This window comes from Pseudomonas sp. PDM26 (genome assembly GCF_019219185.1).
In the GTDB taxonomy this organism is placed as follows: Bacteria; Pseudomonadota; Gammaproteobacteria; order Pseudomonadales; family Pseudomonadaceae; genus Aquipseudomonas.
The window spans coordinates 280,632-306,159 of sequence record NZ_JAHUWC010000002.1 but is presented as its reverse complement, the minus strand read 5'-3'; the positions used below and the strand labels follow the sequence as shown (position 1 = coordinate 306,159).

Below are 25,528 nucleotides of genomic sequence, written 5' to 3'. Positions count from 1 at the left end.
CATTACTGGGTTTGCGGCGAGTCGGAAGGCAGACGAGAGCCCCGGCGTTTTTTTCGTCTTTTATTCCAGATTCCATGGATGAACTCGGGGAGCTTGAGTGAATCCGCCATAAAAAAGCCTTTGGCCGGGTTAACAAACCAGGTCAAGGCACTGCCATTTTCCCCTCGAAAACAGAAAATTCGCGGCATAGCCACAGGGGAGTTTTCAGCAAACAAGTTGCCTCTGCATTTGCTGACGACATAACCAGCCGTTTAATAGACGACGCTAGCCATTACCTCCGCTGCCACTGTTTACTGGTTTCTGTTGACCTCGACCTGTGGCCCGACGCCATCTCCTGTACGGAATGTCGGTAACGCAACCGAGTTCACGAATTTCACGCCGTCCCAGCTGGGCAAGGGTGTAGGCATCAATTGGAACTGGCCCGGGTGCTCAGAGTCCCAGCGCAACAGCATCGCCGTGTCCTCATGCTGTGTGTTGTGGCAGTGCTCCATGTAGGTACCGGCAAACTCACGGATGTGTATGGCCATTTCGACATTGTCGAGGCTCTCGGAATCGCGGCCTACACGGTAGATATCCTTGCGCGCCCCTTTTTCCCATTCTGGTGGTGGTTTGCCACCTCGAGTGAGAATGATCCCTTCCTCGAAGTGCACATGCACCGGGTGACTCCAGCCATTGCCGCCGTTCTCGATCTTCCAGACTTCCAGCGTGCCTTCGCCCTTGAACCCGGCCGGTGTCGGGCCAGTGGCCAGTTGTGGCGCGGCTGAAATCCGCCGCGGGTCCATGTTGAAGCCTTGGCCTCCATCGGTCTTGATCGTCCAGGGCGTAAAATCCGTGCCGTTGGAGCGGCCAAAGCTAAAGGTGCGGTGCCGCGCCTGGGCAAGCCGGGCGATATCGGCAGGGTCATCACGGTGCAAGGGCAGGGGGATCATGAACTTGCCCTCGGGCTTGCCAGGCTTGGCGGGCTCGAAGTCGACCGGATTCATGCTGACATCCTGGCCGGTGTAGGGCTGGACGTTCAGTTGCAGGAACAGGCCCACGCCCGGGTCACCGTTGACCCACTGTGGCCCGTGGCTGGTTTGCCTGACCACGGGCAGGTACTGTTCGGAGAGTACATCCGCCAATGGAATGTCGCGATTAGGACGCTTGCCGTCTTCATGCTCCTCGATGTTGACGAAGAAAATCTTGTCGCCCGGGCTGATACCGTTCTTCGCGAAGTCGACGACGATGTCATAGCGCTCGGAAATGCCCTGTATCGGCAGAATGGCATTGTGGTTCTGCGTGTCGCCGTCACCATCGAGGTCCAGGCTGCCGTCGAACGGCACCGCGTGCTCCATGATATTGCCGTCATTGGCAATCATGTGGAACGGCACCCGGTTGTATGAGACCCCGGAGCCGTTCGGGCCAGGAAACTCGCCACTATTACCATTGACCTGGCGCACCATCGCCAGCTTGAAGTAGCGAGAAACCGATCCGTTGAGAATGCGGAAACGGTAGCGGCGGGCACGTACGTCCAGGAATGGCTTGTACTCCCAGTTGGTCAGCACCTGGTCACCGAGAAAACCGTCGGTGTTGAAGGGGTTGAACCACAACTGGCCGGTCTGGTCCCAGGCCTTGTCGGCGATCGTCAGGTTGACGTCATAGTCGCGGTTACCCCAGCCCAGCGCCGAACCGCTGGGCAAGCGCAGGTTGACCCCGTCGTCGACCGACTCGTTGCCACGGTCCACGGCGCTGTAGTAGTTCATCATCGTGGCATTGCCCTTGTAGACATTCTGCGCGGTGAAATCGAGCATGTGGTCGTGGAACCAGTGGCTGCTCATGGTTTCACGCCAGTCGCCACGGATCTTGATGGTGCCGTTGTTACAGGTCTTGAGGCCCGGAGCGGCATCGTTGACGAACAGGGTTTCACCGGGGTCGCACGGGAATGCCGCCCGTGGGTCCTCGGCACTGGTATTGATGGTGTCGTAACCGGCCAACTGGATCGGCCAGCGATAGTCGTAGTACTGGCCTGGGAAGAAGAACGCGTTGGTAAAGCCGTCGCTTTCCGCCGGCGAGTGGCCGTTGTGTTCATGGGTGGTGAGGGTGTGCAGGCCAAAGCCCCGGTTGGCCGACGGGTCAATGGGCAAGGCATCGTAATGACGCATCAGCATCGCCTGGCCATAGCGTACTAAAAGCAGTTTGGGCGGAAAGGTGCCGTCGAATGTCCACAACGCATTGTGGTCCTGGACAGGGAAGTTGGCGTGAAACTGCACTTGAATGCCCCTGGTGGTGCCCTCGTTGGCCGGGTTGCCGCTGGTGTTGTGATAGAGCCCGCCTGGGGCAAATTCCCCTACGGCGTAGTTATGCCGTTGCATGCGATCACGAAAACCGCTGTTGACGTGCGCACCGGCTTGCACGGTCTTGAAGGCATCGCGCGGGAAAAACTCATTGAAACGCTGGTGCGACCAGCCTTTTCCCGGTGGCCGGCCTTCTGCGGGCGAATCGACCCGGCGATTGAGGAAAAGCTCGATCTGCGCCTTCCAGGGATTGCGGTCCAGGACATTGGAGAACTCGGTCGGGAAGGGCGTCAATGCCGGCTGCCTGAGAAAGGCATCCAGCGCATCCGGCGACGGGCCGCTTCGCGCCACGTTCAATGGATCTTGCGCCGGTGCGGGCCCCAGCGTCGGAACCGGAAACGGGACGGGTGATGGCGGGTCGGTCGCATCCAGTTTGTTCGAGCCGAACTCCTCGAAAAGTTCAAGCTTCTGGGTGAACGGTTGAGCCCCGAACACCGGGCTGGCATTACCGTTGGTGGGGATGTTGAAGCTGGGTTGCAGATCGGGTGGCAGCACATTGTCGACCAAGGGGGTCCGGCGGTTACCGACCACTCCATTGGGTAAGTCGAAGGCGCCGACGTTTGCGGGAGGCAGCTTGAGCAAGTCCCGCAGTGCGGCATTGGGGTCGGCGGGCGGATTGGTGAACGCCGATGGGTCGGTAGGAGGCGGTGGATCGGTGTTGTCGAGGGGGACTGCCTGGGTCCGGGACAAGCCCAGCCCGAGGATGATCGCGGCAGCAGAGATACTTAACGCCAGCCTGGTTTTGGACAATGGACTAGGTTTCAGCCTTCCGGCATCTAGTTTCATCGCAAATACCTCTGACTGGTTCCTCGGAGCGCGCGGCAATACATGGGCAACGAGCCACTGCTCCTGGCCCGGCTGGCGAAATGTTTGATTTCACGCCGGGAAGATGACGACGCAACTTTCCTGCCAAAAGTGAAAGAAGGTGACTAATGGCTCTACGCCGCGTTCCCCTTGTCTGCTGGCTTCTGGCAAGTATTAGCAGCCAGGATGAATACCCCGATAACGGGGAATATCCCCCAATAACGGGTGCGATTGTGCGCAGTGTCTGGGCTAAGAGAAATGGCCACGTCAGTCGAGTGGCAGCGATATCGTCAATCTCGTTCCTTTGTCCGGTGCGCTGTCGATCGTGAATTCGCCGCCGAGCATGCTGATGCGTTCCTTCATCCCCACCAACCCGAACGAGTTGATTTTTTTTTGATCCGTCATGCCGACGCCATTGTCTTTGATCTGCAAGTGAAGCCGGTGACCGTCCGTGTAGAGTTCGATATGCACCTGTGTCGCTTGCGCGTGCCGGGCAATATTCGACAGCGATTCCTGCACGATGCGAAACAGCGTCGTGGCGGATTTTTCGTTCAGATCGCAACGCAAACTCTCGTCTTTCACCGACATCGTGCAATCGATCGCGCTGCGCTGCCGGAACTCTTCAAGTTGCCACTCGATCGCTGCCTGTAATCCCAGATCGAGTACGGGCGGCCGAAGATCATTGATGATGCTGCGGACACTGCGGATGGCTGTATCGAGGTGATTCAGGGCATCGCTGACCTTTTCGTTGAGCTTGGGGTGCAGGGTACTGGTGCGCGCCTGCAACATGGAGACATCGATTCGCAACGCCAGCAGACTCTGCCCCAGCTCGTCATGGATGTCGCGTGCGATGCGCTTTCGCTCTTCTTCCTTGATGCGCTCCTGATAGGCGGCCAGTTCGCGCAGTTGCAGCTTCGATTGCAGCAATTCTTCGGCCTGCATCGTCAGTTTGCGCTGCAGGTAGAACAGGTCGACAAACACCCGGATCTTGGCGCGAAGAACCTCGACCACAATCGGCGAGAAGATGTAATCCACTGCGCCGGACGTATAACCGCGGAAACGCTCGGAATCCGTATCGGCCTCAGCCGTGACGAAGATAATGGGCGTGTGGGCCGACTTCGGGCGGCCGTGAATGAGTGCCGCGGTTTCAAAACCGTCCATCACGGGCATTTTCACGTCGAGCAGAATGACGGCGAAGTCGCGCTGCAATAGCAGGCGCAGCGCCTCGCGCCCGGAGGTCGCCGTGGCAACATCGAGGCCCATGTCGGCAATCACCGCGGCGAGCGCCGTAAGCTTGCCGGGATTGTCATCCACCAGCAACACGGATGCTGGTACGCCATCAGGCGGGAGCGGTTGCCGCACCTGGGCGCTCTCTTTGAATGCCGGGGGTTCCTGCATATTCATGCCACTTCTTTATGCCACTTCGGTTTGCGCTGGCCGCAATGAGCGCGGTACAGCATCATCGATAGAGCCATTTGCGCATCAGTGACAGCAGCTGGTCGGTATCCACCGGCTTGCTGACATAGTCCGATGCTCCTGCCTCGAGGCACTTTTCACGGTCACCCATCATCGCCTTTGCCGTCAGCGCAATAATGGGCAGGGTTTCAAATCTTTTGAATGTACGGATCTGGCGCATGGTTTCAAAGCCATCCATCTCGGGCATCATGATGTCCATCAGCACGATGTCGGTATCGGGCTGCTGCTGCAGCAGTTCTATGGCAGTTCGGCCGTTTTCGGCCGTGGCCACCAGCATTTTGTTGCACTCGAGCACGCTGGTCAGGGCAAAAATATTGCGCACGTCATCGTCGACCACCAGGGCCTTTTTACCCTCGAGACTGTCTGAACCCTCATAGAGTTTTTCCAGCATCTTGCGCTGGGCCGGCGACAGCGTGGCTACGACTCGGTGTAGAAACAGCGCGGTTTCGTCGAGTATGCGCTCGGGCGATTGAGCTGCCTTGATGACGCCCTTGCCGAGCAGTGTCCTGAAACGCTCGCGTTCCGGCTTGGTCAGTGTATCTGCGCCATAGACGACGATCGGCAATTCACGCATTGCGTGGTCTTCCTGCAACGCCTCGAGAAACCCGATGCCGGATGCGTCGGGCAATTTGAGATTGATTGCCATGCAGTCGTAGCGTTTCGTTGCCAGTTTCTTCATTGCTTGCGCGCCGCTGCCGGCCGTTGCGATCCTCACATCGGTATTGCCGAGTAGATCGAGGATACGGGCGCGGCTCCCTTCGTCGCCGTCGACGAGCAGCAGGTTCCTGGTCTTGCGCCGAGCGAATGCCACGATGCCGACCAGCGCATTTTGAATCTCGTCGGCTGTGACCGGCTTGAGCAGATAGTCGAAAGCGCCATAGCGCAGCCCGCGTGTGTGGTCGTCAGCGATCGAGATGATCTGGACCGGGATGTGACGCGTGGCGAAATTGCGCTTGAACTGCTCGAGCAGCGACCAACCATCGATGTCCGTCAGGCCCGGGTCTAGCGTGATCGCGGTGGGTTTGAAGCGCTCGACAAGCTCCAGCGCATCCGCGCCACGGGTCGTGACGATAGCCCTGAACCCCTCCTGGCGCGCGGCTTCGAGCAGAATGCTGGCGAATCGGGCGTCGCCCTCGAGCATCAGCAGCACTTGGTCCCCGGGTTGGACAGACTCGCGGTCGTCCAGTATCTGTACAGACGGGGCTGACACGGGGTCGCGCTTGCCTTGGCCAGGTACTGTCACTGATTCGTCCAGCGTCTGACGCTGGGCATCCTGTGTACGCAAGGGCACGTACAGCGCGAAAGTACTGCCCTTGCCGATCTCACCGGGGATCAGCCGCAGCTCACCGCCCAGCCGGTGTGCGAGCTCGCGGCTGATCGACAGGCCGAGGCCGGTGCCGCCGTATTTTCGTGAGGTTCCGGTATCTGCTTGCTGGAACGCCTCGAAGATGAGCTTCTGCTTGCCGGCAGATATGCCAATGCCGGTGTCGGTGACCAAGAAGGCGACCACCGCATCGGCGCTATTGAGTTCGCTGTGATCCACGCTCCACCCGGACACAGCGGGTTCGATGCTGATCTTGACGCTGCCTTGCTCAGTGAACTTGAAGGCGTTGGACAGCAGGTTCTTGACCACCTGCAGCAGGCGCTTTTCATCGGTCCAAATGCGGGGGGGCAGGGTAGGGGCCAGTTCAATCGTGAAGTCCAGGCCTCGGCTTTCGGCGACCGGCCGGAAGGTGCGTTCGATCTGGTCGTGCAGATCGGCGAACAGCGCTTCTTTCATATCCAGTGTGACTGTACCCGACTCGATCTTGGACAGATAGAGGATCTCGTCGATCAGCTCCAGCAGGTCTTTGCCCGCGCTACGGATGGTCTTGGCATATTCGACCTGCCTGGGCGTGAGATTGTGCTCCGCGTTGTCGCTGAGCTGCCGGGCCAGGATCAGCAAGCTGTTCAATGGCGTTCTGAGCTCATGGGACATACTGGAAAGGAATTCGGACTTGTACTTGGAGGTCAGCATCAGTTGCTCCGCCTTCTCCTCCAGCGACAGCTTGGTGATTTCGACTTCGCGGTTCTTGCGCTCCACTTCGGCTTTCTGCTCCTCCAGCAGTCCGGCCTTGTCCTCCAGTTCCTCGTTGGTCTGTCTCAATTCTTCTTGTTGCCTTTGCAGCTCCTGCGCCAGCGATTGCGACTGCTTGAGCAGTTCTTCGGTACGCATATTGGCTTCGATCGTGTTGAGCACGATACCAATCGATTCAGCAAGCTGATCGAGGAAGGTCTGATGAATGATGCTGTAGCGCGTGAACGAAGCCATTTCGACGACGGCCTTGACCTTGTTCTCGAACAGGATCGGCAACACGATGATATTCAGCGGGGCGGCCGCACCCAGTCCCGATGAAATCGCGACGTAATCTCCGGGGACATCGGTCAGCAGGATGCGCCGCTTCTCGTAAGCGCATTGCCCGACGAGGCCCTCGCCGAGCCGCCATTCATCGTTCACGTTGATGTTGCCCTTGTACGCATAAGCGGACATCAGTTTGAGTTTCGCAGGATCGGGCGGGCTCTCGTTCATCATGTAGAACACACCGTGCTGGGCGTTGATCAGCGGAGCCAGTTCAGACAGCACCATCTTGGAGACTGCCGCCAGATCGCGCTGGCCCTGCAATAAACGGTTAAACTTCGCGAGATTGCTCTTGAGCCAATCCTGTTCCGCGTTTTGCCGCGTGGTTTCCCGCAGGTTGCGGATCATTTCGTTGACGTTGTCCTTCAATTCCGCCACTTCACCCTTTGCTTCCACCTCCACGTAACGCGTCAGATCACCCTTGGTCACGGCAGTCGCCACATCGGCAATTGCGCGCACCTGATTGGTCAGGTTGGCCGCCAGACCGTTCACGTTGTCGGTCAGATCGCGCCAGGTGCCGGCAGCACCCGGCACGTTGGCCTGGCCGCCCAGCTTGCCTTCGACGCCCACTTCACGCGCCACTGAGGTCACCTGATCGGAGAACAGCGCCAGCGTATCGGTCATACCGTTGATGGTGTCGGCCAGTTCGGCGATCTCGCCCTTGGCCTCCAGTGTCAGTTTCTTCTTCATGTCGCCGTTGGCTACAGCGGTCACCACTTTCGCGATGCCTCGCACCTGGCTAGTCAAGTTGGCCGCCATGAAGTTCACGTTTTCGGTCAAATCCTTCCAGGTGCCGGACACGCCTTGCACCTGCGCCTGTCCCCCGAGCTTTCCCTCGGTGCCGACTTCGCGCGCCACCCGCGTCACTTCGGCGGCAAAGCTGTTGAGCTGGTCCACCATGGTGTTGATGGTGTTCTTCAGCTCCATGATTTCACCCTTGGCTTCCACGGTAATCTTGCGCCCCAGGTCACCTTTGGCCACCGCCGTCGTCACGTCGGCGATGTTGCGCACCTGATTGGTCAGGTTGGCCGCCATGCTGTTGACCGAGTCGGTCAAATCTTTCCAGGTCCCACCGACACCCGTCACTTTGGCCTGACCACCCAGTTTTCCGTCAGTTCCCACTTCGCGTGCCATGCGCGTCACTTCGTCGGCAAAGGTCGAGAGCTGGTCCACCATGGTGTTGATGGTTTCCTTGAGTTGGAGAATTTCACCTTTCGCTTCGGCTGTGATCTTGCGCGACAGGTCGCCGTTGGCCACCGCCGTCGTCACGTCGGCGATGTTGCGCACCTGGGTGGTCAGGTTGGCCGCCATGCCGTTGACCGAATTGGTCAAGTCCTTCCAGGTACCGGACACACCGGTCACTTCGGCCTGTCCACCCAGTTTGCCTTCGGTACCGACTTCCAGCGCCACGCGTGTCACCTCCGAGGCGAAGCTGGAGAGCTGGTCGACCATCGTGTTGATGGTGTTTTTCAGTTCGAGAATCTCGCCCCTGGCTTCAACGGTAATTTTCTTGCCGAGGTCGCCGCGCGCCACCGCGGTCGTCACTTGTGCGATGTTGCGCACCTGGGTGGTCAGGTTGGCCGCCATGCCGTTGACCGAATTGGTCAAGTCCTTCCAGGTACCGGACACACCGGTCACTTCGGCCTGTCCACCCAGTTTGCCTTCGGTACCGACTTCCAGCGCCACGCGTGTCACCTCCGAGGCGAAGCTGGAGAGCTGGTCGACCATCGTGTTGATGGTGTTTTTCAGTTCGAGAATCTCGCCCCTGGCTTCAACGGTAATTTTCTTGCCGAGGTCGCCGCGCGCCACCGCGGTCGTCACTTGTGCGATGTTGCGCACCTGGGTGGTCAGGTTGGCCGCCATGCCGTTGACCGACTCGGTCAGGTCGCGCCAGGTGCCTGATACGCCACCCACTTCCGCCTGACCGCCCAACTTGCCTTCGGTACCGACTTCCAGCGCCACGCGGGTCACCTCGGAGGCGAAGGAGCCCAAACGAGTCACCATGGTGTTCACGATCCCGGCGGATTTGAGGAACTGGCCCCGCAGTTTCAGGCCATCGAGTACCGGTGGTACCTGCTGGCTCAGATTACCCTCGGCAACCGAACCGATAACGCGAATCATCTCGTTCATCGGGCTGATGAGGTCGCTGGTGAGCGCATTGCTCGAGTTGACGATCTTTTGCCATGAGCCTTTCATCATCGGCAAATGAATACGCTCATCGACCTTGCCCTGCTTGCCGATCAGTCGCGCCACGCGTTCGAATTCGGTGGCAGTATCGGCTGCCATGTCGATGATCTCGTTGAGCGTGTCGGCGATCTTGCCCGGCATGCCGGTCCAGTGATCCGGCATACGCGTGGTGAAGTTACCATTGCGCAACGCCTTCAGCGCTGTCAGCAACGTCTTCATGTCGAATACTTCGATGGGTGTCGTTACTGTGGCCATGTCTATGTCCAGTCAAAATGGATGACACGCGCAAGGCGTTACGCAGGAGCCGGTATTGCAGTATTGACCATGCTGAAGACTGAGCGTTGGCTTACGAAATATTAGCAAGGTTGGCGCAATGCCCCGGATCCTGGGGAAGTTGGCCGGGAACAGGCCATTCCAACCGCCTGCACCCGCATTCCCGAGAAGTGAGTGCTAACGCCTGAGGCAAAAGTGCAAGTGTGCTCTGCGCCTGCTAACGTCAAACTCTGCAGCAGACTCCATGGCTTGCTGGCCGCTGGCCGCAGGGTTAGTGTGGGAATGCATGAGTGCGCGCCACTGTGCCGGCGGGTTCAACATCATCTGTACATCGAGACACGATACGGCCAGGGCCTTGCGGGTGCGAATGGAAAATACAGATGATTGACCAAAAAATCAGAGTCTTGCTGGTGGATGATCACAGCATCGTGCGTAACGGCGTGCGACGCATGCTGGAGACTGCCGGCGAGATCGACGTAACGGGCGAAGCAGAGACGGCACAAGACGCCATGCGCCTGGTCCGGGAGCAGGATTTCGACGTGGCGCTGGTAGATATTCAACTGCCCGATAAAACCGGCCTCCAACTCCTCAAGCTCATGCGTGCAGAGAAGCCCAAGCTCGCGATTCTGATGTTGAGCATGCATTCGGTCGAGGCCTATGCATTACGCGCAATCAAGCACGGCGCAGCGGGATACCTCACCAAGGATATTTCCGCAGCCACCTTGGTGGCGGCGGTTCGCAAGGTGGCCTCAGGTGGCAAGCACGTCAGTCCTGAGCTGGCAGAAAAACTGGTCAACGCTATCGGTAGAAGCGACGGGGCACTCCACGAAGCGCTATCCGACCGGGAACTTGAAGTCCTGAAACTCCTCGCTTCAGGCGAGCGAATTGTCCGCATCGCGCAGATATTGCACTTGAGCCCGAGTACCGTCACGACGTACCGGGCACGCATCCTGGAAAAAACCGGGATGGACAGCAACGCGAAACTGGCCCGCTATGCGCTCGAAAACGGCCTGTTGAGTTAGAACGCCCCGTCACCCGATCCAGCCTGCTTGTAGTGGAATCACTACAAGCGCTTGGCCGATATCTCCACAAAGAAGTCCTGCTAACGTCGATAGTCGGTTCCGATCTACTTGAGCATATTACCCCTGCGCAAGATTTAGTCCGCTGAATGGAGTTGTCTTCGTCAGCGTCTTGTACAGCTATGTCAAAAAAGAGAGGTGAAATCATGCAGGTCACCAGCACAGAACCATTGACTGCACTGATGCCAGCCAGAGATTCAGGCCCTTTGCGCCTGTTTGTCGTTGAGGATTCGAACGTCGTGCCAGCACTGCGGCGCACGATGTCGCCACGGATCGCTGGCCTGTCGCTTGCCGGGGTGTTCCACCGCGCAACGGCCGCCATCGTCGCCATCCGGCGTGAACCGCCCGATGTCGTCTTGCTGGACGTCAACCTCGGCGACGGTCAGGGCATGGAAGTATTGCGTGTGGTCGCGGCCGAGTATCCGCTGACAAAAGTCATCGTGGTCAGCAATTGCGCTGCTCCGGCACATTGGAAGTACTTCACAAAAGCGGGTGCCTACGCGTTCTACGACAAGAACCATGAACTGGCCATCATGCGCCGCATGTTGGAGCGTTTAGCCAAGTACCTGTTACCAGAAGATTTTTCCTGCTGGCAATCATCACCAAATGGGAGCAGTACCCCATGGAACCAATCAGTAAAGAACACGACTTTCTAGCCGTGCTGCGCCAGGTCATGTCACATGGCGTCATCACCTTGCTCGCGATGGCCATCGCGTTTGCCACGCCGGATGCCGCGCGGTACATCCTCTATGTATGGTGGCCACGCGTGGAGTTGAACGCGAATCTGCTGCTTGCGACAGAAATCGTGCTGGCTTCAACCTTGATGGTTCTGTTCTATCTGTGCAAACGCGCATGGGACAACCGCCATCGCCTGACAAGCGCGAAGATGGCTTCGCTGCTCTTCACCAGGCATCCGCGCAAGGGATGGCTTTCGACCCTTCAGGAACGGAATCTGGTCCGCTCTTTACCGGCGGCGCGCGACGCCTCCATCCTTTCGCTCACGGGGTACGAAACCCTGATCGCCCCCAATAGCCTGTTGAAGGAGGTCTTCACGACGGCGTATGAAATCCGCGTCATGTTGCTCAATCCACTTGGCGTAGCGGCGCGCAAGCGAGTCGACTCACTTGCGGAAAACATTACGACCTCGACCTTTCAACAGGAACTTGCCGCCAGCATTGCGTTCCTGAACGAGTGCCGCAGAAGCGGCAAGAAAGTTTCGCTGAAGTTCTACGACCACGACCCGTTCTGGAAGGTTGTCGTTCTCGATGATCTTGCCTGGGTCCAGCATTGCCATAGCGGTCGTGAAATGAAGGAGCAGCCTGAGTATGTGTTCGGGCTGCAATACGCTGAGCCGGACCAGGGATTGTTTGTGCCGTTTTATACCTACTTTCTCCACAAGTGGAATGAGGCAGGCCACTGGGAGTATGACTTCGACACCGCTGAAGTGGTCCAGCGGGATGCGACCACTGGCAACGAGACCGGGCGTGCTCCACTCGGGCTCCCCGACCATGGTCCTGCATCGCCGTCCCAGGCAGCTGCTCGAACTTTCTCGCCTGCTTCAGAAAATGAAATTGCACAAGTCAGAAAAGAATCTGGAAACGATCTTCGTAAGTTGAGTGCGGAGTGCGCACTGAATTCATGTTGAATTAATGTTCTACCTGTTGAATTAATGTTCTAACTGGAGGAAATCATGATGATAGGCTATTGGTTGTGCGCGTTGCTGTGGGGTGTGGTGCTGCTGGAGGAGATCCATTGCATACCCCCTCAAGAATGGAAAGACGAGGGGCTGAAAAAGGTTCTGTTGCTGCGACGGACCAGAGCCCGGACCGGATACTTTCTAGCCTTGATCGCGGGCGCCTTGTGCCTATATAGCGAAATCCTGGTAGCGCCGGCCGATCAGAACATTTTCAATCCGGAGCTCATACTTGCCTTGTGTGGTGTTCTTTGGGGTGCTTATCTTTCCGTCGTCTGCATGAAGGGGAAGCGCTAGATGCCTGTCTCCATGACGACTGCGGGTAACTGATATTTCACTATCGTCGGCCGGCAGGAAAATCCCGCCGGTCAGGCGCTGAAGCGGGCTCAGGCCCACAGCCTCGACGCACCCGAAATCTCAAGCCCTGGTTTTTTTCGAACCGGGGCTTTGTGATTTATCGATCGTGCATGACCGGGCGTTGGTCCAACCTAGCGAATACCGGTGCCCGCCATGGACTCTGGCACCCACTGCGCCGTCGATAGCGGCTCGATGTAGCGGATGCCGCCATGAGGGCCCACCACGCCATTGATGTTATAGGTGCCTTTCGACAAGTCGTACGTCATGAAAGGGGTGGCGTCCGGGACCTGTTGGTCATAGCTCTGGCTGAAGAAAGCGAAGGAGCCACGGTATAGCTGGCCACTGGTGTCGTACTGATCGGAGGCCACAGCGGCCCAGGTGTCTTCGTCCAGGTAAAAGCGGCGCTTCTGGTAGATGTGGTTTGCACCGGGCTTGAGGTTGCCTTCCACGACGTAGACCCGGTGTTTTTCCCAGCGTACGAAATCCGGCGAGATGAAGTTTGGCGTGGTCAGCGATTTGGCACTGCGAGCGTAGGTCAGCTTGTAGGTGTTGTAGGGCACGATCATTTCTTTCTTGCCCACCAGCGTCCAGTCGTACAGTTCGAGTGCACGGGCGGTACCGGGGTTGGGTGTGTCGTAGGCCAGGATCGAGATCTGTTTGACGCGGCGCTGGGCAGGCATGTACTGCCAGGCCCGGCCAGGAAACTGCGTCGGGTTGGTGGCGTTCTTGAGCATGATCGACTCGCCGGCCCGGCGCGCGGGGCCGGTATAGGACAGTTTCAACTGATAGTAAATGTCGGAGCTGTTGAAGGGCTTGGACATGTTCTCGTAAATCGGGAAGGAGACGAATGCCTCGCCGGTGACCGCCAGACTCGGTACGCCCGCCGTGTCGACGCTCCAGGAGTCGTACTTGGAATGGATGTTGACACCCTGGTAGCGCAGCAGGAAGTTCCACATCGCTTCAGCGCCTGATTGCGGGATCGGGAACGGCACGCCGGGCATCACATTGTCGATGGCGATCCCGCCGTTCAGGGACCTGGCGGCAGTGGCATTCCTGCGGCTATTGTCCAGTACCGCCTGCGGGAGCGATGCAGTGCGGTGGGTCGGATACACATCGATGCGAAAGCCGGGGTAACGCCTGGCCAACGCTACGGTGGTGGCGGTCAGCATGCCTTTGTACGACTCGACATTCTTGCCATTGATCACCAGCAGGGGTTTTTCGTGGGCAAAGGGGTCCGGGCGCATGCTGTCGCCGGCCTTGAAGCTTGCGGGGGCAGTGGTCAGGCCACCGTTGTAGGGCGGAATGGAACCATCGGCATTACCGGCCTTTTCGGCACCCACCCACGTCAGGCTGGTGCCCAGCCGGGCGGCTTCCTGGCTCGATACATAGGCCTGGGCATCGATGGCCAGCGCCATGAGGGGTACGGCAGCCAGAAGACTTTTCACGAATTTCATATTGTTATTCTCCTGCCTGGCGTACCAGGCAACTCGTGACTCAGGCAGAGCAGTCGCTTACGTCCGCTCGATCACCAGAGACTTTTTCAGTGCTGTCATTAAATAGCCCCCGCATCAGGGGCGCTTTTCATTTGACGACAGTCCCTTGGCTATTGATGACAGGCTCTGGCTGTCTCTGCGGGCAGGGTGGCTGTGATTGCCTCAGCAGGCTGATGCGTTCGATGGCGCGGTAGCCGGGAGCGACCATCACTTGTTTGTATTTCCCAGAGGAATCATTGAGTTACTGAATGGTCATAGTTGTAACCATTCCATACTTCCGACGTTTAGGACGTTCATATGAATCGCGCAGTACTCTTGATCGTGGCCATTTCCAGCGCCGTCTTGTTGGGAGGCTGCGGCCCGCACTGGGATGACGGAGAAAGGTACGGTCGATATCACGATCATGATCATCGACGTGGCTACGACCAAAGAGGGGACGATGATCGAGGTTATTACCGTGACTATGATCGTCGTGACTACGAGCGCGATCACCGTCGCTACCGCGATCGCGATGACAACGACGACTGATACGTTCAACGTCGTTGAAAAGTGGGGGGTTGGTTGAGCCGCATCCAGACCCACTACCTGTGGCAATCAGGCTGTCGATTTCCTGCTTCACGTCTGTTGGCAGGCTGTCATAAGCCAGCACCATGTTGGCCCATATGGTGTCGCCACCCTGTGCATTGCAGGACAGTTTGTTGGCATGTCGGGACGCTGCAAGTGAGTTGCGGCGCAATGGGTAACGTCAGATACGTCGAAGAGGTGACAGGTTCAGGCAAGGTGCCCGGCCAGCAGGCTAGTGAGTCGGCCACCCGAACCTCTCGTTCTATTTATTCAGGCGATAGGGGCTCGGGTGTCGCCTTGCTCTCTCTGTAGGAGGCGGCCCAAGCCGAAGGTGTCTTGCCAAACTGGCTGCGGAACCAGCGGGAAAAGTCGCCGGCAGAGGAAAAGCCTAGCAGTTCGGCGACCTCATACAATCGGCGTTTGCTGTTGGCCAGATACTCCTCGGCGAGTTCAGCGCGTACGGCATTGATGATCGTTGTGACACTCTCACCCTCAGTTGCCAGGTGGCGGTTAAGGGTGCGTCGATGCATGCCAAGATGCTGGGCAACCGCATCGACAGAACACAGTCCGCTTGGCAGCAGCATCTTGACGATCTGACGTACCCGCTGCGTCGGCTCGTCGCGCAGGTTAGCCAACTGCATGTCCAGCGATCGCTTCACTTCGCGATGCAGCGCCGGGTCCGCCTCAGGTATGGCCATATCCAGATCGCGCCAGCGGCAAACGATGGCATTGAATTCCTGAGAGAACTCGATCGCGGTTCCCAACACACGGTGGTGTACTTGAAGGCTGGAGGGGGGCTCGTGAGTAAAACTGACCCTTACAGGCCGGAAGGTATAGCCGCTCAGAATGCACAACGTGCGCAGGATAATTCCGGTTGCCTGTTCAATCGCCTGGCGCCAGACGCCATGATGGCCCTGCATGTTCACACCTACATGCAGCAGGGTCAGATCGCCCACATCCTCAAGCCACAATTGCACACCGGCGTTATGCAGTCGCGTATAGCGAAAGCAAGATTGCAAGGCGGTGCGCAGTGTTGGCTCTTCGCGGATAAGCAGCGCCAGCATGCCAAAGTTGGAAAGGTGTCTCTTTTCGGCGAGCAGCAGACCGAAAGCCTCCTGACCGGACAATCGGGCTGACTCCTCCAGCAGCCACCCGACCGAATCGCTACTGATCATGATATTCGGATCGTCGAGGGCACTGGCCGGCAGCCTGGCTATGCGCAGCATACGAAAAGGATCGAGCCCCACTGAACGGGCAACCTGTTCATAGTTGGTAAGGCTGGCACTGCGCGTCAGGGTATACATGCTTTCCCTCCTGTCCCAATTTCGCAAGATTGTGTCCTGCGAAGCTTAGTGCAGGATGCGCCGTCAGAGCTACCTTCAGGCTTCTGAAAATAGAGAGCGCAAGGTAATGGATACGCGCTGGAACCTACTGCGGTTCAGCAGCTCGGCCCTTGGTCATGAGGATACTCACGCGTGTGGGCATTGCAGTCACTTTCGTAAGCCGTAGCGGCTACACGCTTGATAACAACAATAAAACAAAGACATTGAGGAGGCTGCATGGCCTTTCACCCAATCGCCGCAGACGATGACGACGCAGTTTGCGTCGGCGTTGCGCGTAAATATGCCTGGATTGTCTTCGCGCTGACGTTCGGCCTGTTGATTTCCGATTACATGTCGCGTCAGGTACTGAACGCGGTGTTCCCGCTGCTCAAGAGTGAATGGTCGCTGAGCGACGGCCAGCTCGGTCTGCTCAGTGGCATCGTCGCCCTGATGGTCGGCCTGCTGACGTTTCCCCTGTCGTTGATGGCTGACCGCTTCGGCCGGGTCAAGAGCCTGGCATCGATGGCGCTGCTGTGGAGCGTGGCCACCCTGGGCTGCGCCCTGGCGCAGGACTACCAGCAGATGTTTATCGCCCGGTTCATGGTCGGCGTCGGCGAAGCCGCCTACGGCAGCGTGGGCATTGCGGTGGTGATTTCGGTGTTTCCTAAACACATGCGCGCCACCCTCGCCAGTGCCTTCATGGCCGGCGGCTTGTTCGGCGCTGTGCTGGGCATGGCCCTGGGCGGCGCGATTGCCGCCAAGCTGGGCTGGCGCTGGTCGTTCGCCGGCATGGCATTGTTTGGTCTGGTGCTTGCCGTGTTCTATCCGCTCATCGTCAAGGAAGCACGGATTGCTCCACAGCGTGCCGCGCAGATCGCGAACAAGACGGCTGCCGTGGTCAAGCGTCCGCTGCGCACGCTCTGGTCCAGCCGTTCGGTGGTGGCGACTTACATCGCCAGCGGTTTGCAGTTGTTCGTCGGCGGAACGGTCATGGTGTGGATTCCCAGCTACCTCAACCGCTACTACGACATGCCGACGGACAAGGCCGGCGGTATGGCGGCGCTCATCGTGTTGTGTAGCGGTGTGGGGATGATTCTGTGCGGCATGTTGAGTGATCGGCTGTGTCGGCATTCGCCGGAGCGCAAGGTCAGCCTGGCCATCGCGTTTTGCCTGGGCAGTTGCCTGTTGCTGTCGGCAGCGTTCTCGTTACAGGCAGGTCCCGTGCAACTGCTGCTGATCTGCCTGGGCATGCTGATTGCCACGGGCACCACCGGCCCTAGCGGAGCGATGGTGGCCAACCTGACCCATTACTCGGTGCACGGCACGGCGTTCGCCACGCTGACCCTGGCCAACAACCTGCTGGGCCTGGCACCGGGACCGTTCCTTACCGGTCGGGTGTCCGACCTGATCGGCCTGCATGCGGCGTTTCAATTGGTACCCCTGGTCAGCCTCGCGGCGGCGGCGGTGTTCTTTTATGCCAAGTGTCATTACCAAAAAGATATTGCCCGGCTACAGGGTGAGAGAGTCACCAGCCCCATTGGTGGCGCCGCGTTAGAGGTGAAGTTGTGAGTCGTCGGTTACCTCGCTCTTGCAGCATCGAGTCAGCAGCTGTGGCCGATTGCCTCACCGGCGAGCGAAAGTGATCGCGAGCGGCAACCGGCATGACCCGACGCACTCCAGTGCCTGCCGGCAAAAAAACCGCAGGCCGGGGGCCCTGTACAGAGCGGCTATCTGCTCACTTTCACCCAACTCAACGTCAATAACTACCCGGTCGAGATCATCGACGGCCAGGCGTTCATTGCCACCCTTTCTGAGGAATCCGCGCCATGAGTGCCATTGCTCTCACCCGCATCCACAGTCGCACGCGCGAACTGGCACCGGGATTTATCGTCAGCCTGATCGTGGCCGCCGCCGCGTCGTTTTTGTCCGAGCACTACGGCGCACCGGTCATGCTGTTCGCCTTGTTGTTGGGCATGGCCCTGAATTTTCTCGCCGACGACGGCCCCTGCAAAGTCGGCGTCGAGTTCACCGCCCGCACGGTGTTGCGCATTGGCGTGGCGCTGCTGGGCATGCGCATCACCCTGGAGCAAATGGCGGCGCTGGGCTGGAAGCCGATAGCGCTGGTGGTGATCCTGGTGGTGGTGACCATCAGCGTGTCTGTGATCGCCGCGAAGTTTCTGGGCTTCTCGCGGCTGTTCGGCATGCTCACCGGTGGCGCCACGGCGATCTGCGGCGCTTCGGCAGCCTTGGCGCTGGCGGCGGCGTTGCCGAACCATCCCCGGAAAGAGCGCGCGACCTTGTTCACGGTGATCGGCGTGTCAGCATTGTCGACCCTGGCGATGATCGTCTATCCAATGATTGCCAACTGGTTATCGCTTTCACCGCAAGTGGCTGGGGTGTTCCTCGGGGCCACTATCCACGACGTCGCCCAAGTGGTCGGTGCCGGCTACGGCATGTCGACCGAGACCGGTGACACCGCCACCGTGGTCAAGCTGATGCGAGTTGCCATGCTCCTGCCGGTGATCGTCACCGCGGCCATGATCACCCGCATGCAAGGCGCCGACCCGACCGGCAAACGTCCGCCACTGCTGCCATGGTTCGCCGTGGGATTTCTGATCCTGGCCTGCATCAACAGCACCGGCTGGATCGCGCCGGCGGTGCAAGGCGGGGTCAATGAGTTGTCGCGCTGGTGCCTGGTGATTTCCATCAGTGCCCTGGGCATGAAGACCCGACTCAAGGAGTTGGCGGCGGTCGGGATCAAGCCGATTCTGCTGATGGTCGGTGAGACGGTGTTCCTGGTGGTGCTGGTGCTGCTGTTGCTGCGCTGGGGGCTCTAGTCTCAGCCAGACACAAAACCTGTGGGAGCGAGCTTGCTCCGGGCGGCGTTCCGACGATAGCGGTCTGACATTCAGCATTGATGTCGACTGACACTCCCTCATCGCGAGCAAGCTCGCTCCTACAGGGATTGTGTTCCAACCTCGCGCTTTTGCGGCGTCTGTACCAGCAGTCGCCGTTTTTTTTGGTTCATCACCAATGATCGGGAAACCCGCGCTGGCTTTCATGAAAATCAATTCGCAGTATTCATACCACGCAAAAAAAAACGCCGATTTGTCAGATGTGTTTGTTTGCACGAACATCATCAGGCAAATCGGCGTTAGTGTTTCTGTGTTTCCAGGGATCGCGTGAAAACCCTTTGTACCCGTGGGCTCAGAAAGGTTTGGGGGCGGCGGCACTCACTGCGCAAAGACCAGACTGTTTCTGCGCGCTACGCCACGCCGCCGGTGGCATGCCGAACTGGTTGATGAACCAGCGGGTAAAGGAGCTGGCCATGGAGAAACCGAACATGTCGGCGATGCGGCTCAACGAGTGGTTCGGGTTTTCCAGATAACGCAGCGCCAGGTCACGGCGCACGTCGTTGACCAGGTCGTTGAAGGCACAGCCGTTGTCCTGCAGACGACGCTGAAAGGTGCGCACGTTCATGCCCTGTGACAGGGCGATTTGCTCGATGGTGGCGCGCCCCATGGGCAACAACAGGTAGATGGCCTTGCGCGCCTCGAACAGCATCGAAGTACTTTCATCACCTTGTAGAGAGTCGATGTAGTCTTGGGCATAACGGGCCATGGCCGGGTCGGCATTGGGGTTGATCATATCGAGACTGGCGTCGGAGCAAACGATGCCGTTGAACTCGCTGCCGAACTCCAGATTGCAGCCGAACAGGCGCCGATGCAGGTTCAGACTGTCGGGTGGCTGGTGTATGAAGTTGACGCTGTAGGGGCGCCACTGGGAGCCGAGCAGTGTCGAGCACAGGCGAAACAGCACGCCAATGACCAACTCCGTGGCCTGGCGAATGGGCAGCAGGGATTCGGTAACCATCTCTGCACGAATGATCACCGTCCTGCCGGCCTCTTCAACGAAAATTCCCAGGGAATCGTTCATCAGATGACGGTAGCGCTCCATCACCTGCAAGGCTTCGCGCAGGGTGCGCTGTTGGCTGAGCAACAGGCTGACCACGCCGAGGTCCGAAAGCTGGCGCGACTCGGCCATGCTCAAGCCGAAGGTCTGGCAACCGCTGGCGGAGGCCGAATCTTCCAGCAGGCGCACGGCGGCGTCGATCGGAATGCGGTATTCGGGGGCTTGCAGCTGAGCCTTTATCAGGCCGGCAACTGCCAGGACGTCGCGTGGGTTGAATCCCAAGTCCTGGGTGACTTCCAGGTATTTGGTCAAGACGGCGGCGCGAACAAGCTTGGGCATGAGTAGGATCTCCCTCGGCCGATGGCGGCATTTCTTTTTTCATCGAAGATGTATTGAGCGAGAAGACGGCGTGTGTGGAAGTACTGATAACGCAAGCGATCTTCAACCTGGTCTGGCGCATTGCAGAGCAGGAAGCGCGGTCCCATCTTAGGGAGCACCAGCGCGGCGGCATGGGCATGGCGGGATAATTTCTTAGCATATTGGGACACTGCCGGCGGGCCATGGGTGGCGGCGGCAGAAACAATGCTACTGGCTTTTGACCTGTCCCAATTTCACAAGATTGTGTCCTGTGAAGCTTAGTGCGGGGCACCCTGTCAGAGCTACCTTCAGGCCCACAACTGATAAAATGGAGGTAGATAATGGATACGCGCACTTCAATGCGTATCGGTCAGCCGCTCGCTGCAATGGCGCAGGTGGATGCCGACGATCCTGATGTATTCAGCCATTGCTTTGCCGAACTCAACGGCATCCGCATGCATTACATCGACGAGGGAGAGGGCCCGCTCGTCATCCTTCTGCATGGTTTTCCTTACCTTTGGTACATGTGGCGCCGCCAGATCGTGGCATTGGCCGAGGCCGGCTATCGAGTCGTCGTCCCGGATCAACGGGGGTTTGGCCAAACCGATCGACCCGATGCCATCGAAGCCTATGACATGAGCCAGGCTGTCGGCGACATGGTGGGTTTGATGGCGGCCCTGGGCGAAACGTCCGCGGTAATCATTGGACATGACCTGGGCGCCTGGGTGGCCCAGGCGGCGGCCATGCTGCGACCGGATTTGTTCCACGGCCTGGTGATGCTCAATACACCGGTACCGCCGCGCGGCAAGGTCAAACCAACCGTGGGTCTGCAGGTCATGGCGAAAGGAAGGGTCTACCACCACCTGTATTTCCAGCAGCTCGACAAGCCGGATCGCGAGTTGGCCAGTGATCCGCGCAAGACCTTGAGCAGCGTTTATTACTCGATCTCCGGTAGCGCCGTCGGTGCCGAACGCTGGCGTCTGTTCGTTGAAGCCGGTGAACCCATTCTCAATGCCTTTACCGAGCCCAAGGGGGAGTTTCCGTCCTGGTTGAGCCCGCAGTCGCTTGATTACTACATCGCCGAGTACACGCGCACGGGGTTTACCGGTGCCCTGAATTACTACCGCTGTCGTGACCGGAACTGGGAGATTACCGCGTTTCTCGACGGTGCGAAGGTAAGCCAGCCGAGCCTATTCATCGGTGGCGCTGCCGACCCCTCCCTGGAACCGGTCGAAATCCGTGGCCTCTACGACCAGATGGACGCCTATCTACCCGCACTGCGTAAAAAGGTCCTGCTACCCGGTGTGGGCCATAGCGCCGCAGAAGAAAGCCCCGCTCAGGTCAACGAATTGCTTCTGGAGTTTCTCGAGCAGTTGGTGTCCAGCGACAGGGCGTGTGAGCAAGAGGCACGCTTAGCCCCTTGATACCATCGGTGCACGGTACCGGCGTCTGCCGCAACGTCAGCCCTGCCATTGCACATGGACAGGGCTGAATTGTTTCCCCACTACGCTCAGTCGACAACCTTGACCAGCAGATGATCGCCGAACTGCTCGCGCAGACGGTTCTTCAGGACCTTGCCCGTAGCGCCCAGTGGAATCGTGTCGACGAAGACCACATCATCCGGCGTCCACCACTTCGCGATCTTGCCTTCATAAAAGGCCAGCAGTTCTTCCCGTGTCAGGGCTGTCTGCGCTTTCCTGACGATGATCAGCAAAGGGCGTTCATCCCATTTCGCGTGTTTGGCGGCGACGCATGCCGCCTGAGAGACTGACGGATGGCTCATCGCAATGTTCTCCAGGTCGATGGAGCCAATCCACTCTCCACCCGACTTGATCACATCCTTGCTGCGGTCGGTGATCTGCATGAAGCCATCGACATCGATGGTCGCCACATCGCCGGTCGGGAACCAGGTCTGGCCTGCGTGCTCGAGCAGCGGTGAACAGTCACCTTCGTTTCTGAAATAGTCGCGTACCACCCAGGGGCCACGCACCATCAGGTCACCCGATGTCGCGCCGTCCCAAGGCAATTCCAGTCCATCCGCGCCAACGATCTTCATGTCGACGCCAAACACTGTCCGGCCTTGTTTGGATTGCACGGCATGGCGCTCTGCCGGGGACATATCAAGGTGCCTGGCCTTCAGGGTGCCAATGGTTCCGATCGGGCTCAGTTCCGTCATCCCCCAGACGTGCAATACCGCTACGCCGTAGATTTCCTGAAACTTGTGCAGCATCGCCGTGGGACAGGCTGCGCCACCAATGATGGTGCGCTTCATGCTGGAGAAAGGCTGGCCTGTTTCTTCCAGATGCCCCAGAAGGCCTTGCCAGACCGTAGGTACGCCGGCGGACAGAGTCACCTGCTCGGCTTCGAGCAAATCGAACAGCGATTTGCCGTCCAGCGCAGGTCCGGGAAGCACCAGCTTGGCCCCGACCATGCACGCGATGTACGGAAGTCCCCAGGCATTGACATGAAACATTGGCACAACCGGCAGGATCACGTCGCGCGCCGAACAGTTCAGTGCATCAGGCAGCGCGGCGGCATAGGTGTGCAGCAGCGATGAGCGATGACTGTACAAGACTCCTTTCGGGTTGCCCGTGGTGCCGGATGTGTAGCAGAGCGTACTGGCGGCATCCTCGTCGAGAATCGGCCAGACGTAGTCGGCAGATCCCTGTTGAAGCAGATCTTCATAACAAAGCAAATTATCGATGCCGACGTCTTTCGGCATGTGGGTGTGATCGGTCATGGCGATAAACGCCTTGACCGTATTGCAGCGGCCAGCGATGACCTTGATCAACGGCAGGAAGGTCATGTCGAAGAAGATGTACTGATCCTCGGCATGATTGGCGATGTAGGCGACCTGGTCTTCATGCAGGCGAGGGTTGATGGTATGCACGATGGCACCCATGCCGGACACGCCGTAGTACAACTCCAGGTGACGATAGCCGTTCCATGCCAGCGTACCGATCCGGTCGGCGGGCTGGACACCCAGGCTGGTCAGCGCGCTGGCCATCTGGCGCGCGCGACGGTGGCAGTCCCGGAAGGTGTAGCGATGGATATCGCCCTCCACCCGGCGGGACACGATCTGCGTATCGCCATGATGGCGGTCGGCGTGCTCTATGAGCGAGGAGATCAATAGCTGCTTGTGCATCATCAAACCATGCATGACATCACTCCGTTCGTACGTCTTTGATCGGGGAGCGGACAGGCGGCCAGGGCCCTCTGTCAGACTCCGCGTCAAAACCGCGAACCGGGACAGCCTGTTTTCCTCCCCTGGATTTTGGCGATCAGGTTACTGTCCCGGCACCCCCATGAATCGAGGGATGCCGGGCGTTTTCCTGGAACTCGGATCAGTTGAATGCCGTGAGGTCTTTTGGCGCGATGTCATGCTGCTCGCAATAAGCTAGATAACGTTGCAACCCCGTCTTCCAGTTTTCCAGCGCGACGATGTTGTCGTTGCCGTCCAGGAACGCCAGATCGCCAGTGACTTGAACCAGCATGAGCGAATACCCGTCTGCGCTGCCTGTGCTGACGACTTCAGGGGTGTGAGTCGACGCGGCCGTCTCGTAGACGATGCTGCCGGGGCCGGCGATCCAGTCATGTTCCTTGTATTTCCACTGGCCTTCGATGGTGTAGACCATCACCGTCCCGGTGTGGTGGTGCTTGGGCAATTGCATGTCCAGCGGCGCCTTCATCATGACGATCCATTCACCACGGATCGGGTCAAGCTTGTAGTACTTCAGCAGGACGTTTTCGGCATAAGGCGTAAAGGGAATCCACGGCAGGGATTCGCCATCGATGACGGCGGTGTCGACGTGTTCGTAGAGCATAGGTGTCTCCATTGTTTTGTTTGAGATCGAACAATTGTGAGCGACCAGGGTTACCCGACTGACTCAGATGGTCGGTCGGGTGTCCTGAATTTCCCCGGAGGGAACCGTTTGGATCAGACGAGCGGGGTACCCACGAGGGTGGCGCGCAGCATTTTTCTCGGCGCATTGCCGTAGTCAGCTACCGCGTAGTGCTGAACTTGCAGGTTGTCCCACATGGCAACCGTGTTGGTGCGCCACTTCAGGCGTACCTGATATTCCGGAATGGCGGCTTGGGAGATCAGGTAGTTCATCAAATGATGAGCCTCGGGCATGAAGTCCTGGCCGTAACGTACGTCCTCGAAGTTGAAGAAATTCGAGAAATGGGTAGTGAACGCCGAGTTGACGAACAACACCTTTTCGCCCGTCTCAGGATGGATAAGCACAACCGGGTGTTCAGCGCCGGGGGTCTTCAGGGCCATCGCGTGACGTTCTTCGCGTGGCAACTGGGCGCCAAAGGTCTGCTCGGCACTGTGCTTTGCATACAAGCCATCGATCCGTTGCTTGATGCTTTCGGGCAACTTTTCGTAGGCCATCACCATGTTGGAAAACAGGGTGTCGCCGCCGGTCTCCGGACCCAGTTCGCAGCGCAATACCGCGCCGCGGGGCGGCGCCTTCTTGTAGGTGACATCGGCATGCCAGAGGTTTTCGCGGCTGGCCTTTTCGACATAGCTCTTGGGCTTGCTCGGATCGAGATTGCGGTACAGCATCAGCAACTTGTCCGCCTCCGGATGGCTCGGCGCCAGGGGATGGGCTTCCAGTTCGCTGAATTGCGCGGCGAAGTGCTGTTGCTCCATTGGAGTGATGTTCTGGTCGCGAAAGAACAACACTTTGTGCTTGAGCCACAGGGCTCTGATTTGCGCGATCAATTCTGGATCCTGGGCTGCGTCGACCAGGCTAACGTTGCTGAGCTCGGCACCGACGGCGGGTGTGCAAAGCTCTACCTTGATCGAATGCTGGCGCACCGACGACCGGATGATGGCCGGTGCCGAGGGAGAGGCTGGTGAAGGGGTGTCTTGGATTTCGGCGATTTTTGTCATTGTTGTGTCCAGTCCGTGCTTGTGCGGCGGTGCGCAATATGTGCATCCGGTATAGGTAACTGTCCCCTGCCTGTCAGGTAGAGGTGCCGTTCCTATAGTAGGTATCCCGGGTTCGATGTTATTGGCTTGGCAGGACAGTTTCTTCGCATATTGGGACGAGTGAGCCGAAGGCCTGTCTCGAAGGCGAATAATGGCCACGCTCCTCCCACTTACACAGAATCCAGTGAGTTGCATCGTCCGGTTGAATCCGCCACACACGCCGCCCCGTCAGACAACAAGCAGCGGATAATTTGTCGCCCCTGGCACCAAACTGCATAAAATCATTGAAAAAAACCGCTACAAGCTTTAAACGGGAAGCTTTACGGCACATTGCTGGCAAT

At 58.6% G+C, this 25,528-nt stretch carries 17 protein-coding genes and 1 pseudogene; 9 read left to right on the top strand and 9 right to left on the bottom strand.

Features of this window, described 5'->3' with window-relative positions; translation table 11 throughout:
• Positions 1-290: 290 nt before the first annotated feature.
• The 3 genes from KW849_RS05325 to KW849_RS05315 all read right to left on the bottom strand — a co-directional run bounded on the left by KW849_RS05325 (position 291) and on the right by KW849_RS05315 (position 9,453).
• Entirely contained in the window at positions 291-3,119 is a 2,829-nt protein-coding gene (locus tag KW849_RS05325) for a multicopper oxidase domain-containing protein (protein ID WP_218428358.1), read from the bottom strand.
• Between the two features lie 285 nt (positions 3,120-3,404).
• The gene (locus tag KW849_RS05320) at positions 3,405-4,541 is read right to left on the bottom strand and encodes a response regulator (protein ID WP_256357081.1); all 1,137 of its coding nucleotides are present in this window, start codon (positions 4,539-4,541) and stop codon (positions 3,405-3,407) included.
• Between the two features lie 55 nt (positions 4,542-4,596).
• A complete protein-coding gene (locus KW849_RS05315; protein WP_218428356.1) occupies positions 4,597-9,453 on the bottom strand; it encodes a HAMP domain-containing protein in 4,857 nt (1,618 codons plus the stop codon).
• A 398-nt stretch (positions 9,454-9,851) separates the two neighbouring features.
• Here KW849_RS05315 and KW849_RS05310 point away from each other — a divergent pair, with 398 nt between their 5' ends.
• The 4 genes from KW849_RS05310 (at position 9,852) to KW849_RS05295 (ending at position 12,540) form a co-directional block, all read left to right on the top strand.
• Positions 9,852-10,493 carry a response regulator transcription factor gene (locus KW849_RS05310; RefSeq protein ID WP_218428354.1) on the top strand — a complete coding sequence of 214 codons (642 nt, stop codon included), beginning with the start codon at positions 9,852-9,854 and terminating at the stop codon, positions 10,491-10,493.
• Between the two features lie 203 nt (positions 10,494-10,696).
• Positions 10,697-11,206 carry a response regulator gene (locus KW849_RS05305; RefSeq protein WP_218428352.1) on the top strand — a complete coding sequence of 170 codons (510 nt, stop codon included), beginning with the start codon at positions 10,697-10,699 and terminating at the stop codon, positions 11,204-11,206.
• A complete protein-coding gene (locus tag KW849_RS05300) occupies positions 11,173-12,195 on the top strand; it encodes a hypothetical protein (RefSeq protein WP_218428350.1) in 1,023 nt (340 codons plus the stop codon). The genes KW849_RS05305 and KW849_RS05300 overlap by 34 nt, the downstream gene beginning before the upstream one ends.
• Before the next feature lie 45 nt (positions 12,196-12,240).
• Positions 12,241-12,540, top strand: coding sequence for a hypothetical protein (locus tag KW849_RS05295; RefSeq protein WP_218428348.1), 300 nt, complete (start codon positions 12,241-12,243; stop codon positions 12,538-12,540).
• Positions 12,541-12,731: 191 nt separating this feature from the next.
• Here the strand turns inward: KW849_RS05295 and KW849_RS05290 are convergent, their stop codons facing one another.
• Positions 12,732-14,054, bottom strand: a complete 1,323-nt coding sequence (locus KW849_RS05290) for a DUF1329 domain-containing protein (protein WP_218428345.1) — start codon at positions 14,052-14,054, stop codon at positions 12,732-12,734.
• Between the two features lie 336 nt (positions 14,055-14,390).
• On the opposite strand from KW849_RS05290, the gene KW849_RS31250 reads away from it, so the two are divergent.
• Entirely contained in the window at positions 14,391-14,621 is a 231-nt protein-coding gene (locus tag KW849_RS31250; protein WP_256357080.1) for a hypothetical protein, read from the top strand.
• 302 nt (positions 14,622-14,923) lie between these two features.
• Here KW849_RS31250 and KW849_RS05280 read toward each other — a convergent pair whose 3' ends face one another.
• A complete protein-coding gene (locus KW849_RS05280; protein WP_218428340.1) occupies positions 14,924-15,961 on the bottom strand; it encodes an AraC family transcriptional regulator in 1,038 nt (345 codons plus the stop codon).
• Between the two features lie 255 nt (positions 15,962-16,216).
• Between KW849_RS05280 and KW849_RS05275 the strand changes: the two genes are divergently transcribed.
• From KW849_RS05275 to KW849_RS05270, 3 genes and pseudogenes are all read left to right on the top strand, one after another.
• Positions 16,217-17,548 carry an MFS transporter gene (locus tag KW849_RS05275; RefSeq protein WP_218428338.1) on the top strand — a complete coding sequence of 444 codons (1,332 nt, stop codon included), beginning with the start codon at positions 16,217-16,219 and terminating at the stop codon, positions 17,546-17,548.
• 147 nt (positions 17,549-17,695) lie between these two features.
• Positions 17,696-17,809, top strand: a pseudogene (locus tag KW849_RS31765) ((2Fe-2S)-binding protein); the annotation flags it as partial.
• Positions 17,806-18,816 (top strand): YeiH family protein, encoded by a 1,011-nt coding sequence (locus KW849_RS05270; protein WP_218428336.1) that lies wholly within the window; start codon positions 17,806-17,808, stop codon positions 18,814-18,816. The pseudogene KW849_RS31765 and the gene KW849_RS05270, both read left to right, overlap by 4 nt.
• A 370-nt stretch (positions 18,817-19,186) precedes the next feature.
• Here the strand turns inward: KW849_RS05270 and KW849_RS05265 are convergent, their stop codons facing one another.
• Positions 19,187-20,230: an AraC family transcriptional regulator gene (locus tag KW849_RS05265; RefSeq protein WP_218428333.1), complete on the bottom strand. Its 1,044-nt coding sequence runs from the start codon at positions 20,228-20,230 to the stop codon at positions 19,187-19,189.
• 359 nt (positions 20,231-20,589) lie between these two features.
• On the opposite strand from KW849_RS05265, the gene KW849_RS05260 reads away from it, so the two are divergent.
• The gene (locus KW849_RS05260) at positions 20,590-21,672 is read left to right on the top strand and encodes an alpha/beta fold hydrolase (RefSeq protein WP_218428331.1); all 1,083 of its coding nucleotides are present in this window, start codon (positions 20,590-20,592) and stop codon (positions 21,670-21,672) included.
• 86 nt (positions 21,673-21,758) lie between these two features.
• Here KW849_RS05260 and KW849_RS05255 read toward each other — a convergent pair whose 3' ends face one another.
• The 3 genes from KW849_RS05255 to KW849_RS05245 form a co-directional block, all read right to left on the bottom strand.
• Positions 21,759-23,408, bottom strand: coding sequence for a 3-(methylthio)propionyl-CoA ligase (locus tag KW849_RS05255; RefSeq protein ID WP_218428329.1), 1,650 nt, complete (start codon positions 23,406-23,408; stop codon positions 21,759-21,761).
• A 184-nt stretch (positions 23,409-23,592) separates the two neighbouring features.
• Positions 23,593-24,072 (bottom strand): 2,4'-dihydroxyacetophenone dioxygenase family protein, encoded by a 480-nt coding sequence (locus tag KW849_RS05250; RefSeq protein ID WP_218428327.1) that lies wholly within the window; start codon positions 24,070-24,072, stop codon positions 23,593-23,595.
• Between the two features lie 113 nt (positions 24,073-24,185).
• Positions 24,186-25,058 carry a TauD/TfdA family dioxygenase gene (locus KW849_RS05245; protein ID WP_218428727.1) on the bottom strand — a complete coding sequence of 291 codons (873 nt, stop codon included), beginning with the start codon at positions 25,056-25,058 and terminating at the stop codon, positions 24,186-24,188.
• Positions 25,059-25,528 lie beyond the last annotated feature (470 nt).